Raw genomic sequence first — 14,600 nt, 5'->3', positions numbered from 1 at the left:
TCCACAAGGCTAACCGCTCCGGGCCGCCCGCCCCGTGCGCCACACCCTCGGGCACGTTCTCACTACGCGCAGAGCGAAACACACCCGTTTGGCGTTCTGCTCCCGGAGAAGAGTGCTTTGATTGCACTACCAAGCCAGTGAACGCCCGAGTCGCTAGAGGAGCAGACCATGCAGTCAGTCGCCGCAGAGACCAACGCCGTTTCCGACCTCGAGAACGCCTACCAGCTCTCCGCAGCCGACCGCTGCGACAGCTGCGGTGCGCAGGCCTACGTGCGTGTCGACATGCCGTCCGGAGCAGAGCTGCTGTTCTGCGCCCACCACGGCCGCAAGTACCAGGAGAAGCTCTCCCAGATCGCCACCGGCTGGCACGACGAGTCGGCCAAGCTCAACGACAAGTAGGTCGCTCTAGCTCCGGCGGGCCGCTCCCACCGACCCCACGACGCCGCTCAGACCCACCCCGGACGCATCGCGCCGGGCTCCCGATTCGGGAAGGGTCCGGGCGGCGCCGTCGTGTCCGACGGCGAGTGCGGGCGCGGGGCCTGCCCAGGCGACGGTCAGCGTGTCCTCGCCCTTCAGGAAGCGGTGGGCGCGCACGCCACCGGTCGCCCGGCCCTTCGGCGGGAACTCGGTGAACTCCGAGACCTTGCCGGTGCCGACATCCGCTCCCGCGAGGGTCGACGTGCTCGCCGCGATCGTCACGACCACCGCGTCGCCCGTGTCGGGCACCGAGCCGAACCAGATCACCGAGGCACCGGCGCCGAGGTTGATGCCGGCCATGCCGCCCGCGGCGAGTCCCTGCGGCCGCACGCTGGCCTGGAAGAAGCGCAGCAGCTGCGCATCCGAGGTGATGAAGACGAGCTCGTCCTCCTCCGAGTGCTGAGCCACGCCCACCACGGCGTCGCCGGTCTTCAGCGCGATCACCTCGAAGTCGGGGCGCGCGGGGTAGGCGCCGGGAGCGATGCGCTTCACGATGCCCTGAGCGGTGCCGAGGGCGATCGGCACGGCCGAGTCGAGGGAGACCAGTCCGACGACCGTCTCCCTCTTGGCGTCGAGCGAGAGGTAGTCGCCGGCCTTGACGCCGGCGCCGAGCTGCACCGAGTTGGCGGGCACGGCGGGCAGGTCGAGCACGGGCATGCGGACGAGTCGCCCCGTGTCGGTGATCGCTCCGATCTCCGAGCGCCGCGTGGTCACGACCTCGCTGCGGATGGCGTCGTGCTTGCTGCGGCGGCTCGCCACGACGGGCGCGGTGAGGCCGTCGGCGCGGAGCTCGTCGGTCTCCTCGCGGTCGACCCGCACGACGCGGCCGGTGGTGCTGAGGTAGACGGTGCACGGGGCGTCCGCCACCTCGAGCACCGGCTGGGCGCGCTTGGAGGCCCCGGCGATCGAGGGGCGCGCCTCCGTGAGCAGGGTCCGACGGGGCGTGCCGTACTTCTCGGCGACCTCGTCGAGCTCGTCCGAGACGGTCCTGCGGATGAGCGCGGGGTCGCCGAGCAGGGCCTCGAGCTGGGCGATCTCCTCACGGAGCCTGTCACGCTCGGCCTCGAGCTCGATGCGGGAGAACTTCGTGAGCCGGCGCAGGCGGAGCTCGAGGATGTAGTCGGCCTGCAGCACGCTCAGCTCGAACACGTCGATCAGCCGGGTACGGGCCTGATCGGTGTCGTCGCTGGCCCGGATCACCTGGATGACCTCGTCGATGTCGAGGATCGCGATGAGGAGGCCCTCGACGAGGTGCAGCCGCTCGCGGCGACGCGCCAGGCGGTACTTCGTGCGCCGGGTGACGACCTCGATGCGGTGGTTCACGTAGACGATCAGCAGGTCGCGGAGCCCGAGCGTGTGCGGGCCGCCGTCGACAAGCGCGACGTTGTTGATGCTGAAGCCGTCTTCGAGCGGTGTGAGCTTGTAGAGCTGCTCGAGCACGGCCTCGGGGTCGAACCCCGTCTTGATGCCGATCACGAGGCGGAGGCCGTTCGTGCGGTCGGTGAGGTCGGTGACGTCGCTGATGCCCTGGATCTTCTTGGCGGTCACGCCGTCCTTGATCTTGGCGATCACCTTCTCCGGGCCCACGAGGTAGGGGAGCTCGGTCACGACGAGACCCGTCTTGCGGGGGCCGAGGGTCTCGATCGAGACCTTCGCGCGCGTCTTGAAGGCGCCGCGGCCGGTCTCGTAGGCGTCGCGGATGCCGGCGAGCCCCACGATCGTGCCGCCCCCCGGCAGGTCGGGGCCGGGGATGAAGGCCATCAGGTCGTCGAGCGTCGCGTTCGGGTGCTCGATCAGGTAGCGGGCGCCCGCCACGACCTCGATCAGGTTGTGCGGCGCCATGTTCGTGGCCATGCCCACGGCGATGCCGCTCGCCCCGTTCACCAGCAGGTTCGGGATGGCCGAGGGCAGCACGTCGGGCTGGGTGAGCTGGTTGTCGTAGTTCGGCACGAAGTCGACGACGTCCTCGTCGAGCTGGTCGACCATGAGCAGAGCGACGGCGTCGAGGCGGGCCTCCGTGTACCGCGCGGCCGCGGGCCCGTCGTCAGGGGAGCCGAAGTTGCCGTGGCCGTCGACGAGCGGGATGCGCATGGTCCACGACTGCGCGAGCCGCACGAGGGCGTCGTAGATGGCCGTGTCACCGTGCGGGTGCAGCTTGCCCATCACCTCGCCCACCACACGGGCGCTCTTGACGTGCCCCTTCTCGGGGCGGAGGCCCATCTCGCTCATCATGTAGAGGATGCGGCGCTGCACGGGCTTCAGACCGTCACGCGCATCGGGCAGGGCCCGGGAGTAGATGACCGAGTAGGCGTACTCGAGGAACGAGTCCTGCATCTCCGTCGAGACGTCGACGTCGAGGATCTTCTCGACGCTCGTTCCGGTGGGATCGTCCGTTGCTCTCGTCATTCCTGTTTTTCTCGCAGGCCGTCCGCACTCCGCGTCAAGGGCGGGTGGGGTCGGGGGGTCGTGTGCCAGACTTGGCCGAATGTCCACCATGCTACCGACGCGGCAGGCAGCCGAGCCGACGCTGGCCGACGTGTTGCCGAGTTGCGTGGCCTCGCTGGGCGGCGGTGGAGGTGTGCTGGAGCTCCCCGCGGCCGACCGCGTGGTCGTCGTGCTGGTCGACGGGCTGGGCTCCGCGGCCCTCCGCGCCCGGGCCGGCCATGCTCGGGCGATGGCATCCGGTCTGTCGAAGCGCACGACCCTGACGAGCGGCTTCCCCACCACCACGGCTGCGGCGCTGAGCTCGCTCACCACGGGTGGCCGGCCGGGGCAGCACGGCATCGTGGGCTACACCGCGCTCGTGCCGGAGGCCGATGCGGTAGTCAATCAGCTGTCCGGCTGGTCCGACGTCATGCGGCCCGCCACCTGGCAGCGGCTGCCGACGATCTTCGAGCAGCTGGCCGCGGACGGCGTGCCGAGCAGCACGATCGGCCCGGCGAAGTACGCCGACTCAGGGCTCACCCACGCGATCCTGCGCGGTGCCCAGTACGTGCCGGCCGGATCCATCGCCGAACGCTTCGACGCCGCGCGCGCCCTCTTCGACCAGGGTGGGCGAAGGCTCGTCTACCTCTACGTGCCGGAGCTCGACCAGATCGCGCACGCGCGGGGCTGGGAGTCCGACCGGTGGCTCTCCACCCTCGAGACGCTCGACGCGGAGTACGCCCGCTTCTCGGCCCGGCTCGGCCGGCGCGAGGGACTGCTCCTCACCGCCGACCACGGCATCGTCGACGTGCCCGCCACGAGCCACGTGCTCTTCGGCGACGTGCCCGAGCTCGTGCAGGGCGTGCGGCACGTGGGCGGCGACCCGCGCTGCGTGCAGCTCTACCTCGAGCAGGGGTCGGCTCCGGATGCGCGCACGCGGCTCGCCGACGCCTGGCACCGCCGCGAGGACGCCCGGGCCTGGATCGCCACCCGCGAGGAGGCGATCGCTGCCGGCTGGTTCGGCGAGGTCGACGACGAGGTGCTGCCGAGGATCGGCGACGTGATCGTGGCGGCCCGCAAGCTCGTGGCCTACTACGACGGCCGGGACGGCGACACCACGGGCCGCTCCATGGTGGGGCAGCACGGGTCGCTCACCGCGGAGGAGACGCTCGTGCCGCTCCTCCGGGCCGGCGCGTTCGCGCTCTGACCTAGGCCGGGTCGTCCTCGCTGCGCGCTCCGAAGACGATCTCGTCCCAGCTCGGCATCGAAGCGCGCTGACGCTTCGCCGATCCCTGCTTGGGGGCGGTCTGGCGCACCTCGGGCTCGGGCGACGAGGTGAAGCCGAGCTCGGCCTCGAGCCCTTCGAGCGGAGTGTCGGGCACGTCGGCGACGGCCCTGGGTCCGCCGAACGCCGGGTGCACGCCCGCTTCGGACTGCCGCTCGTCGTCGTCCCGGGCCTGGGCGATCTCGGGCGCCTCGGGCTCGAACGCGGCGGACTCGCGCTCGCCCCTGCGGCGGCGGAGGGCCTCCAGGAGATCGGCGGTCTGGTTGTGGTCGTTCGTCTCCCCGGTGTCCGGCGTGCGCTTGATCGCGAAACCGTCGTACGGGCGGCCCTGCTCCTTGCGGCCGGTCGCCGGGGCATCCAGTCGCATCGGTGCCTGCTCGGGCGCATCCGACGCCGATTCGGCCGGTTCGGCCGCGGTCGGGCGCTCGAGCGGCGAGAACGCACCGCTGTCGAAGCGCGCGTCAGCGGTGTCGGCGGCGTCGACGGTCGACGACACCGCACGCAGGCGCGGGATCAGGCCCTCCGCCAGCTCACCGTGCCGGGAGAGGGTGGTGGCCTCGTTGTTGAGCGGGGTGAGCACGTGCCGCTTCGGGTCGAACTGCCAGCGCGCGTCGTGCTCGATCTCGCGGGAGGTGAAGGTGAGCTTGACGATCCAGCCGGTCTCGTCCTTCCAGCTCGCCCAGCGGATGTCCTGGGCGGCGAGCCCCTCGAGCCGCTCCTCGAGGGCGTCGCCGAAGGTCGACAGCGGCTCCTCGCCGAGCGGGTCGGCGGGGGAGGTCGGCTGCACGGGTACGCGCAGAGCGGAATCCACCATGAACTGGCGCTCGGCGAGCACGGGGCCCTCGAACCGTTCGACGTACTCGACCGACGCGCCCGTGAGCTCGGCGACCTCGAAGGCCGAGAGACCAGCGCGCACGTGGGTCTGGATCTCGCGCGGCGAGACCTTCTTGCCGCCCTCCGCCGAGGCGATGCCCTGGCGCAGCCGCGACTGGAGCAGCTCGTCGATGACGATGCGATAGCGCTCACCGCCGTCGCTCGAGACGATCAGTGCCCCGTTCTCGACTCCGACAACCGTCAAATCCTGCATGGTGAAAGGCCTCCAAGGGTCGCGTTCGCTGTCAGGATGCCACGAGGAGGGGGCGCCAGCGGGGAATGTTCCGGGCGTGCCGCAAGTTGCAGGCGGCGTGAGTATTCATTGCTCATGCGACGGTTTGCTATTCCCGCCCGTTTGATGCAAACTAACGCCGCCGATTTGGTTAATGGGCTGTTTTCTAGAAGTGGATGGGCATGGCGACTGATTACGACGCACCGCGCAAGACCGATGACGACTCGGATTCGATCGAAGCGCTGAAGGAGCGGGTGCCGGACAAGATGTCCGGAGTCGTAGACGTCGACGACGCCGACAACCCGGGTGGCTTCGAGCTGCCCGGAGCCGACCTCTCCGACCTCGACCTCGACGTCGTCGTCCTGCCCCCGCAGGCCGACGAGTTCACCTGCGTCAGCTGCTTCCTCGTGAAGCACCGCTCGCAGATCGACCATGAGGAGAAGCTCGGCGCCATCTGCGTCGAGTGCGCCTCCTAAGACGTCTTCAGCGCCTCGACGAGATCGCCGGGCCGCCGGGTCGACACCAGCCAGTACGGTGTCGGATCCTGCGGGTCGGCGATTCTCATTCTCACGACCGGCCCGATCCACCCGCGGAGGCAGAGGAACGCCCTGGCGTCCAGCCGCGGCCCGCGCTCGGCCGTCGCCTCGTCTCCCGTGAAGCCCTCGCAGTCGCCGAGGAGCTCGAGCGGGATGGACGCCCGGCCCACGCGCACGCTGCCGCCCTCGACCTCGATCACGGGGGCGAGCCCGATGAGGAGTCCGAGCACTCCCGCATAGAGGATGAGCCCGACGACGAGCCCCACCAGGAGCCCTGGCACCGCGGGCAGCGGAGCGAACACGATCACGCTGGCCGGGATGACGAGGGCGGTCGAGGCGAGAACCCAGAGCGACGGAGAGAGTCTCTCCCGATAGTGCGACATGCCTCTATTCGATCATCCTTTCTGCACTAGCCTCGACGGGTGACTTCCTCCATCGAGATCCTGATCTCCGCGGCGAACGTGCCCTCCTACGCCCATCCCGGCGACGCGGGAGCCGACCTGCTCTCGGCCGAGGCGCTGACCCTCGAGCCCGGCGAGCGGCGTCTCGTCGGCACCGGCGTGTCGATCGCGCTGCCGGACGGCCACGTGGCGTTCGTCGTGCCGAGGAGCGGCCTGGCGGCCAAGCACGGCATCACCGTCGTGAACTCTCCCGGCACCGTCGACGCGGGCTACCGCGGCGAGATCAAGGTGATCCTTCTGAACACCGACAGCCGGGTGCCGTACGATATCGCCGTCGGCGACAGAATCGCGCAACTGATCGTGATGCCGGTGACGCGAGCCGTGTTCGTGCCCGTCCAGACGCTCCCCGGGAGCGACCGGGGCGAGGGCGGGTTCGGCTCCACCGGATACTCGTCGCCCACGAACGGAAACCAGTCATGACCGACAACGAGCCCGAAGACATCAAGCCCGACTCCGAGGCGGCCGAACCGGCCACCGAGGTCGAGAGCGCCGACGTCGCGGATGTGATCGACCGCGACGCCAAGTCCGCTCCCGCCGATCGCGCCACCGACGGCCCCTTCGACGCCTCCGAGGCGAACCCCGCCCGCCCCTACGTCGACCTGGGCGGCATCAAGATCCTTCCCCGCGAGGGGCTGCACCTCCGCCTCGAGGTCGAGGAAGGCACCAACCGCGTCGTCGCGGTGGGCCTCGACTACGCCAAGTCGACGCTCCAGGTGCAGGCGTTCGCCGCACCGCGCTCGACCGGTCTCTGGCACGAGATCCGCGAGCAGATCGAGGACCAGATTCTCAAGCAGGGCGGCAAGAGCACCGTGCAGAACGGCCCGTTCGGGCCCGAGCTCGTGGCCGGCGTCCCGGCCACGGCTCCCGACGGCAGCCAGGGCCTCCGCGTCGCCCGCTTCGTCGGCGTCGACGGACCGCGCTGGCTCCTCCGCGGCGTCATCGCGGGCGAGGCCATCCAGAACCCGGCGGCCCGCACGGCCGTCGAGGAGCTCTTCCGCAGCGTCGTCGTGGTGCGCGGCTCGCAGCCGATGCCGCCGCGCGACCTGATCCCGCTCACCATCCCGAAGACCGCCGCCACCGGCGGGGCGCAGCCCGCGGGCAGCTGATGAGCGACCCCGCCCGCGAGAACACCCCGAGCGCCGTCGACAAGACGGTCGCCGCCCCGAGCGAGGTCGACGGCCCCGACCGGGCGCCCACCTTCCACGAGGCCTTCGCCCAGGCCGCCCGCAAGGCCGGCATCAGCGAGGTCGCACCGGGGGAGACCCCGACCGGCGCGTCCCTCCTCCGCGCGATCGGCGGCGTGCGCGGGCTCGTGGAGTCGATCCTCCCGGGTCTCGGCTTCCTCGTGCTCTACACCTTCACCAAGAACCTCCCGCTCGCCGTGATCGCGCCCATCGCGGTCTCTGTGATCTTCGTCATCGCGCGACTGGTCATGCGGAGCGCCGTCATGCCGGCGGTCGCCGGGCTCCTCGGGGTGGGCGTCTCCGCGGCGCTCGCGCTCTTCACCGGCCGCGCCGAGGACAACTTCGTGCTCGGCATCGGCATCAACATCGTGTGCCTCGTCGTCTTCCTCGTCTCGATCCTCGCGAGGCGGCCTCTCATCGGGGTCATCGTGAGCCTGCTCGCGAACGACCCGGGCGGCTACCGGAAGGACAAGGCGAAGGGCCGCGTCGTGCTCGTGGCGAGCTGGTGCTGGGTGGGGCTGTTCGCCATCCGCCTGATCGCCGAGCTGCCGCTCTACTTCGCCGGCCAGACCGAGCTCCTCGGTTCGGTCAAGCTCATCCTCGGCGTGCCCTTCTACGCCGTCGTGCTCTGGGTGACCTGGCTCCTCGTGCGCACCGCGTACTCGAAGCCGCAGCCCGCCACCACCCCGGCAGGCTGAGCCGTGCCCGGCGATCCCGGCCTCTCCCTCGAGGAGGTGCAGTCGCGGATCGCAGCGGGCCAGACCAACGTCGCCGACGACACGACCTCCCGCTCGGTCGGGAGCATCCTGCGCGAGAACGTCTTCACGTTCTTCAACGGCATCCTCACCGTGTGCTTCATCGCCGTGCTGCTGCTCGGCGACCTCGGCGACGGCCTCTTCTTCGGCATCGTCGTGGCGAACTCGCTCATCGGCATCGTGCAGGAGCTCCGGGCCAAGGCGAGCCTCGAGCGCCTGGCACTGCTCGCGGCGCCCGAGACCGCGGTGCGGCGGGCCGGCGACACCGTCGTGCTGAAGCCCGAGCAGGTCGTGCTGGGCGATCTCATGCTCCTGCGTCCGGGCGACCAGATCACGGCGGATGCGCGGCTCAGCGAGGTGGCCGACCTCCTCGTCGACGAGTCGATGCTCACGGGGGAGTCGGAGCCGATCGCCAAGAGCGCCGGCGACGCGCTGCTCTCGGGTTCGTTCGTGGTCTCCGGAACCGCCGAGGCCCGTGTCACCGCCGTCGGCGCCGACTCCTACGCCAACACCCTCACGCGGGAGATCCGCGCGCACAGCCTCGTGCACTCCGAGCTCCGGGCGGCGACCACCCGCATCCTCGTCTACCTCACCTGGCTGCTCCTGCCGGTGATCGTGATCGTGCTCGTGGGCCGCGTGCTCACCTACGCCGGCGGGGACCTCGGCGATCTGGCGCTCGTGCCCGTCGAGACCTGGCGACAGGCCGGGCTCGATGCCGTCGCCAGCGTCGTGGGCATGATCCCGGAGGGTCTCGTGCTGCTCACGAGCCTCGCGTTCGGGGTGGCCGTCATCCAGCTCGGTCGGCAGAAGGTGCTCGTGCAGGAGCTCGCGGCCGTCGAGGTGCTCGCGCGGGTCGACGTGCTCTGCCTCGACAAGACGGGCACCCTCACCACGGGCGAGATCGGCTTCGAGCGGCTCATCATGGTCGACGACACCGTTCCCGTGGGGGCCGTCGACACCGTGCTCGGCCTCATCGCCCACGATGTCGCCGCCAACCAGACGGCGCTCGCGCTCCGCGAGCACTATCCCGAGGCGGCCGACGGCACCGGCCCCTCCGTCGTCGAGCGCCTCCCGTTCAGCTCCCGCCGCACCTACAGCGCGATCACCGTGGTCGATCCGGCGACGCAGTCCGAGCAGACCTGGCTGCTGGGCGCACCCGAGCGTCTTCTCGCGTCGCATCCGGATGCCCTCGGCGAGGCCCAGGGGATCGCCGCGCTCGGTCGCCGCACCCTGGCCCTGGCCCGAGCGGGCGGCCGGGCCGGCGATTGGGCCCACGACGGGGCGGATCGGCCCACCGATGCTCTGCTCGACGCTCCGCTCGACGCCGGCGTGCGGCCGTCCGCCATCGTGGTCTTCCACGAGTCGGTGCGGCCGGATGCGCGCCCCACCCTCGACTTCTTCGCCGAGCAGGACGTGCGGGTCGTCGTGCTCTCCGGAGACAACCCGGTCACGGTGGGCCGGATCGCGGGGGAGCTCGGCCTCGAGAGCGATGCCGTCGACGCGAGCGCGCTGAAGGCCGACGACGAACTGGATAGGGCGCTCGGCGTGTCGAGCATCTACGGTCGCGTGGCGCCCGAGCAGAAGCGCCGCGTGGTGCACGCCCTGCAGGCCGAGGGCCGCACGGTCGCCATGACCGGAGACGGCGTCAACGACGCGATGGCCATCAAAGACGCCGACCTCGGCATCGCGATGGGCAACGCGACCCCCGCCACCCGGGCGGTCTCCCGCATCGTGCTGCTCGAGGGGCGCTTCGACCGGCTGCCGACCGTGCTCTCCTACGCCCGGCGCGTCATCGCCAACGTCGAGCGGGTGTCGAACCTCTTCCTGGCCAAGACCGTCTACGGCATCGTGCTCGCCCTCGTCTCGGCCGTGCTGCTCTGGAAGTTCCCGTTCCTGCCCCGGCAGATGACGCTCGTCTCCTCGCTCGCCATCGGCATCCCCTCGTTCTTCCTCGCCCTCGCGCCCAACCGGCGGCGCTACCGGCCCGGGGTGCTGAAGCGCGTGCTCGCCTTCTCCATCCCGACCGGGGTCATCGCCTCGGTGGCGGTGGTGGCCGCCTTCGCCGTGCTGCAGGAGCGCGTACCGCTCGCCGAGGCGCGGAGCCTCACCACCATCTCGCTGTTCATCGTCTCGCTCTGGGTGCTGTGCGTGCTGGCGAGGCCGCTCACCTCCTGGCGGCTCGCACTCGTGCTCGCGGTCGCCGTGGCGTTCGCCCTGGCCTTCGCGGTGCCGGCCGCCCGCGACTTCTTCCAGCTCGAGCTCGGCGATCCGCTCGCCCTGGTGATCGCGCTGCTCGCGGGTGCCGTCGGGGCAGCGGGGGTGGAGCTCTGGTACCGGGTCGCCCGGCGGCGCGCCCTGGTCTTCGACCGGGAGTGATGGTGGTATATTTATCTTGACGTCAAGATAAATCAATCGGGCGTGAACGGCGGGGCAGTGCAGCCTTAGGTTGCCCTTGCTAGCCATTCACCCCTCTCGCGAACCAAGATTGTCGTGAGTCAGCGAAGGTGAGGTCGACGTGTCGGCAGTGAACAGTTTCGGATCGAAAGACACTCTGAATGTCGGAGATCAGTCGTACGAGGTCTTCAGGATCGACAAGGTCCCCGGCCACGAGAAGCTCCCCTTCAGCCTGAAGGTGCTGCTGGAGAACCTGCTCCGCACCGAGGACGGCGCGAACATCACCGCCGACCACATCAAGGCCCTCGGCGACTGGGTTCCCCAGGCCGAGCCCGACACCGAGATCCAGTTCACCCCCGCGCGCGTGGTGATGCAGGACTTCACCGGTGTGCCCTGCATCGTCGACCTCGCCACCATGCGCGAGGCCGTCTCCTCGCTCGGCGGCGACCCCACCAAGATCAACCCCCTCGCCCCCGCTGAGCTCGTGATCGACCACTCGGTCATCGCCGACCTCTTCGGCTCGGAGAACGCCCTCGAGCGCAACGTCGAGATCGAGTACGAGCGCAACGGCGAGCGGTACCAGTTCCTCCGCTGGGGCCAGACGGCGTTCGACGACTTCAAGGTCGTCCCGCCCGGAACCGGCATCGTGCACCAGGTCAACATCGAGTACCTGGCGCGTGTCACCTACACCCGCGAGGTGAAGGACGCTTTCGGCAACGTCGTCAACCGCGCCTACCCCGACACCTGCGTCGGCACCGACTCGCACACCACGATGGTCAACGGCCTCGGTGTGCTCGGCTGGGGCGTCGGCGGCATCGAGGCCGAGGCGGCCATGCTCGGCCAGCCCGTCTCCATGCTCATTCCCAAGGTCGTCGGCTTCAAGCTCAACGGCTCCATCCCCGCCGGCGTCACGGCCACCGACGTCGTGCTCACCATCACCGAGATGGTGCGGAAGCACGGCGTGGTCGGCAAGTTCGTGGAGTTCTACGGAGAAGGCGTCGGCCAGGTGCCGCTCGCCAACCGCGCCACCATCGGCAACATGAGCCCCGAGTTCGGCTCGACCGCCGCGATGTTCCCCATCGACGACGTCACCCTCGACTACCTCCGCCTCACCGGCCGGAGCGAGGAGCAGGTCGCCCTGGTCGAGGCGTACTCGAAGCTGCAGAAGCTCTGGCACAACCCCGACGAGGAGCCGGTCTTCAGCGAGTACCTGGAGCTCGACCTCGCGACCGTCGTGCCCTCGATCTCCGGCCCGAAGCGCCCGCAGGACCGCGTGGAGCTCTCGGTCGCGAAGTCGACCTTCATCCGCGACCTCGAGAACTACGCGAACGCCGACCACGACATCTCGCGTGTCGACGCGGCCGTGGAGGGCACCTTCCCGGCCTCCGACCCGATCGGCTTCACGCCGCAGGACGAGGACTCGGCGCACGAGATCTCGCACACCCACGTGAGCCACGCCCCCGAGGCGTACTCGAAGCCGGTCAAGGTGAGCACCGCCGCCGGCGACAACTACACGCTCGACCACGGTGCCGTCGCGGTCGCCGCGATCACCTCGTGCACCAACACCTCGAACCCCAGCGTCATGCTCGCGGCGGGCCTGCTCGCCCGCAACGCCAACAAGCTCGGCCTCAAGGCGAAGCCCTGGGTCAAGACCACGCTGGCGCCGGGTTCCAAGGTCGTCACCGACTATTACGAGAAGGCCGGCCTCACGGGCGACCTCGAGGCCCTCGGCTTCTACACGGTCGGCTACGGCTGCACCGTCTGCATCGGCAACACCGGTCCGCTGATCGAGGAGGTCAGCGCCGCCATCAACGACAACGACCTCGCCGTGACGGCCGTTCTCTCGGGCAACCGCAACTTCGAGGGCCGCATCTCGCCCGACGTGAAGATGAACTACCTCGCCTCGCCTCCGCTCGTCATCGCCTACGCGCTGGCCGGGTCGATGAACTTCGACTTCGAGAACGACGCGCTGGGCCAGGACCAGGACGGCAACGACGTGTTCCTCAAGGACATCTGGCCGGACTCCGCCGAGGTGCAGTCCACGATCGACACCTCGATCAACACGGGCATGTTCACCCACCAGTACTCGAGCGTCTTCGAGGGCGACGAGCGCTGGCGTTCGCTCCCGACCCCCACGGGCCCCACCTTCGAGTGGGACTCCGAGTCGACCTACGTGCGGAAGCCCCCGTACTTCGACGGCATGACGATCGAGACCACGCCCGTCAGCGACATCGCCGGCGCCCGCGTGCTCGCGAAGCTCGGCGACTCGGTCACGACCGACCACATCTCGCCCGCCGGCAACATCAAGGCCGACAGCCCCGCCGGCAAGTACCTCGACGAGCACGGAGTGGCCCGCAAGGACTACAACTCCTACGGCTCGCGCCGCGGCAACCACGAGATCATGATCCGCGGCACGTTCGCGAACATCCGTCTGAAGAACCAGCTCCTCGACGGCGTCGAGGGCGGGTACACGCGTGACTTCACGCAGCCGGATGCGCCGCAGTCGTTCATCTACGACGCCAGCCAGAACTACCAGGCCGCGGGCACCCCGCTCGTGATCTTCGGCGGCAAGGAGTACGGCTCGGGTTCCTCGCGCGACTGGGCGGCGAAGGGCACGTCGCTCCTCGGCGTCAAGGCGGTCATCGTCGAGAGCTTCGAGCGCATCCACCGCTCGAACCTGATCGGCATGGGCGTGGTCCCGCTGCAGTTCCCGGCCGGCGAGAGCTGGGCATCGCTCGGGCTCGACGGCACGGAGGTCGTCTCGATCTCCGGCATCGAGGAGCTCAACGAGGGCCGCACGCCGAAGACCGTGCACGTCGTCGCCGCGCCGAGCGAGCACTCGCCCGCCGGCAAGCAGACGATCGAGTTCGACGCCGTGGTGCGCATCGACACGCCCGGTGAGGCCGATTACTACCGCAACGGCGGCATCCTCCAGTACGTGCTCCGCAGCCTCGTCTGATCGTTGCCTGATTCCCTGGCGGCGTAGACTGGAAGATCACGCCGTCATGGGAAGGTGGACAGTATGAGCCTGCTCAAGAGGATCGACGGACCGCGTGACCTCGACGCTCTCTCTCCGGAGGAGCTCGAGGTTCTCGCGGCCGAGATCCGTGCGTTCCTGGTGGCGGAGGTCTCGAAGACCGGCGGTCACCTCGGTCCGAACCTCGGCGTCGTCGAGACGACGATCGCCATCCATCGCGTGTTCGACTCGCCCCGGGATGCGATCGTCTTCGACACGGGTCACCAGTCCTACGTGCACAAGCTCCTGACGGGGCGGCAGGACTTCTCGCTGCTCCGGCAGGCGGGTGGCCTCGCTGGCTATCCGCAGCGCTCGGAGAGCCCGCACGACGTCGTCGAGTCGTCGCACGCTTCGAGCTCGCTCTCCTGGGCCGACGGCATCTCCCGCGCCTTCGAGATGACGGGCCAGACCGATCGGCACGTCGTGGCGGTCGTCGGCGACGGCGCGCTCACGGGGGGCATGACCTGGGAGGCGCTCAACAACATCAGCGACGACAATTCGCGCAACCTCGTGATCGTCGTCAACGACAACGGCCGCTCCTACGCACCCACCATCGGCGGCATGGCCCGCTACCTCAACGGCGTGCGCACGAAGAAGGGCTACCACGACCTGCACCAGTCCAGCCGCAAGCTGTTCGATCGCCTCGGCGCTCCGGCTCGCGCACTGTACCGGGGGGCCCGCGGCGGACTGCACGGCTTCCTGAGCCGGGTCACCAACAACTCCGCGCTGTACGCGAACCTCGACATCAAGTACCTCGGTCCGGTCGACGGGCACGACCTCGTGGCCATGGAGGAGGCGCTCCGCCAGGCCAAGGAGTACGCCGCCCCGGTGATCGTGCACGCGATCACCGAGAAGGGTCGCGGCTACGAGCCCGCCCTCACCGACGTGGCCGACCAGTTCCACGCCGTCGGCCAGATCGACCCCGAGACGGGTGAGCCGCTGTCGGCGCCCTCCGGTGCGCCG

The 14,600-nt window shown here is 69.8% G+C and carries 12 protein-coding genes; 9 read left to right on the top strand and 3 right to left on the bottom strand.

Annotated features, from left to right (window positions below):
• Positions 1-168 precede the first annotated feature (168 nt).
• Positions 169-399, top strand: a complete 231-nt coding sequence (locus Q0D57_RS01150) for a hypothetical protein (protein ID WP_259526729.1) — start codon at positions 169-171, stop codon at positions 397-399.
• 6 nt (positions 400-405) lie between these two features.
• On the opposite strand, the gene Q0D57_RS01145 is transcribed toward Q0D57_RS01150, so the two are convergent.
• On the bottom strand, positions 406-2,883 hold the full coding sequence (locus Q0D57_RS01145; protein ID WP_291036857.1) for a DNA topoisomerase IV subunit A: 2,478 nt from the start codon (positions 2,881-2,883) through the stop codon (positions 406-408).
• A gap of 79 nt (positions 2,884-2,962) precedes the next feature.
• Here Q0D57_RS01145 and Q0D57_RS01140 point away from each other — a divergent pair, with 79 nt between their 5' ends.
• Entirely contained in the window at positions 2,963-4,108 is a 1,146-nt protein-coding gene (locus tag Q0D57_RS01140; RefSeq protein ID WP_291036855.1) for a nucleotide pyrophosphatase/phosphodiesterase family protein, read from the top strand.
• Position 4,109: 1 nt separating this feature from the next.
• Here Q0D57_RS01140 and sepH read toward each other — a convergent pair whose 3' ends face one another.
• Complete coding sequence (gene sepH / locus Q0D57_RS01135; RefSeq protein WP_291036853.1) at positions 4,110-5,273, bottom strand: septation protein SepH; 1,164 nt, start codon at positions 5,271-5,273, stop codon at positions 4,110-4,112.
• A 200-nt stretch (positions 5,274-5,473) separates the two neighbouring features.
• Between sepH and Q0D57_RS01130 the strand changes: the two genes are divergently transcribed.
• A complete protein-coding gene (locus tag Q0D57_RS01130) occupies positions 5,474-5,767 on the top strand; it encodes a DUF4193 domain-containing protein (protein WP_066038695.1) in 294 nt (97 codons plus the stop codon).
• On the opposite strand, the gene Q0D57_RS01125 is transcribed toward Q0D57_RS01130, so the two are convergent.
• Complete coding sequence (locus tag Q0D57_RS01125) at positions 5,764-6,210, bottom strand: DUF3093 domain-containing protein (protein WP_291036849.1); 447 nt, start codon at positions 6,208-6,210, stop codon at positions 5,764-5,766. The genes Q0D57_RS01130 and Q0D57_RS01125 overlap by 4 nt on opposite strands.
• A 39-nt stretch (positions 6,211-6,249) precedes the next feature.
• Here Q0D57_RS01125 and dut point away from each other — a divergent pair, with 39 nt between their 5' ends.
• The 6 genes from dut to Q0D57_RS01095 form a co-directional block, all read left to right on the top strand.
• The gene (gene dut, locus Q0D57_RS01120) at positions 6,250-6,708 is read left to right on the top strand and encodes a dUTP diphosphatase (protein WP_291036847.1); all 459 of its coding nucleotides are present in this window, start codon (positions 6,250-6,252) and stop codon (positions 6,706-6,708) included.
• Positions 6,705-7,394, top strand: coding sequence for a DUF3710 domain-containing protein (locus Q0D57_RS01115; RefSeq protein ID WP_291036845.1), 690 nt, complete (start codon positions 6,705-6,707; stop codon positions 7,392-7,394). The genes dut and Q0D57_RS01115 overlap by 4 nt, the downstream gene beginning before the upstream one ends.
• Positions 7,394-8,170, top strand: coding sequence for a DUF3159 domain-containing protein (locus Q0D57_RS01110; RefSeq protein ID WP_291036843.1), 777 nt, complete (start codon positions 7,394-7,396; stop codon positions 8,168-8,170). The genes Q0D57_RS01115 and Q0D57_RS01110 overlap by 1 nt, the downstream gene beginning before the upstream one ends.
• Positions 8,171-8,173: 3 nt before the next feature.
• Entirely contained in the window at positions 8,174-10,603 is a 2,430-nt protein-coding gene (locus tag Q0D57_RS01105) for an HAD-IC family P-type ATPase (RefSeq protein WP_291036841.1), read from the top strand.
• A 139-nt stretch (positions 10,604-10,742) separates the two neighbouring features.
• Complete coding sequence (locus Q0D57_RS01100) at positions 10,743-13,580, top strand: aconitate hydratase (RefSeq protein WP_291036839.1); 2,838 nt, start codon at positions 10,743-10,745, stop codon at positions 13,578-13,580.
• 63 nt (positions 13,581-13,643) lie between these two features.
• On the top strand, positions 13,644-14,600 hold a 957-nt coding region (locus tag Q0D57_RS01095; protein WP_291036836.1), incomplete at its 3' end, for a 1-deoxy-D-xylulose-5-phosphate synthase N-terminal domain-containing protein.

Source organism: Herbiconiux sp. (assembly GCF_023264895.1).
In the GTDB taxonomy this organism is placed as follows: Bacteria; Actinomycetota; Actinomycetes; order Actinomycetales; family Microbacteriaceae; genus Herbiconiux.
The sequence above is the reverse complement of the archived record's forward strand: the minus strand, read 5'-3'. Positions and strand labels throughout refer to the sequence as shown.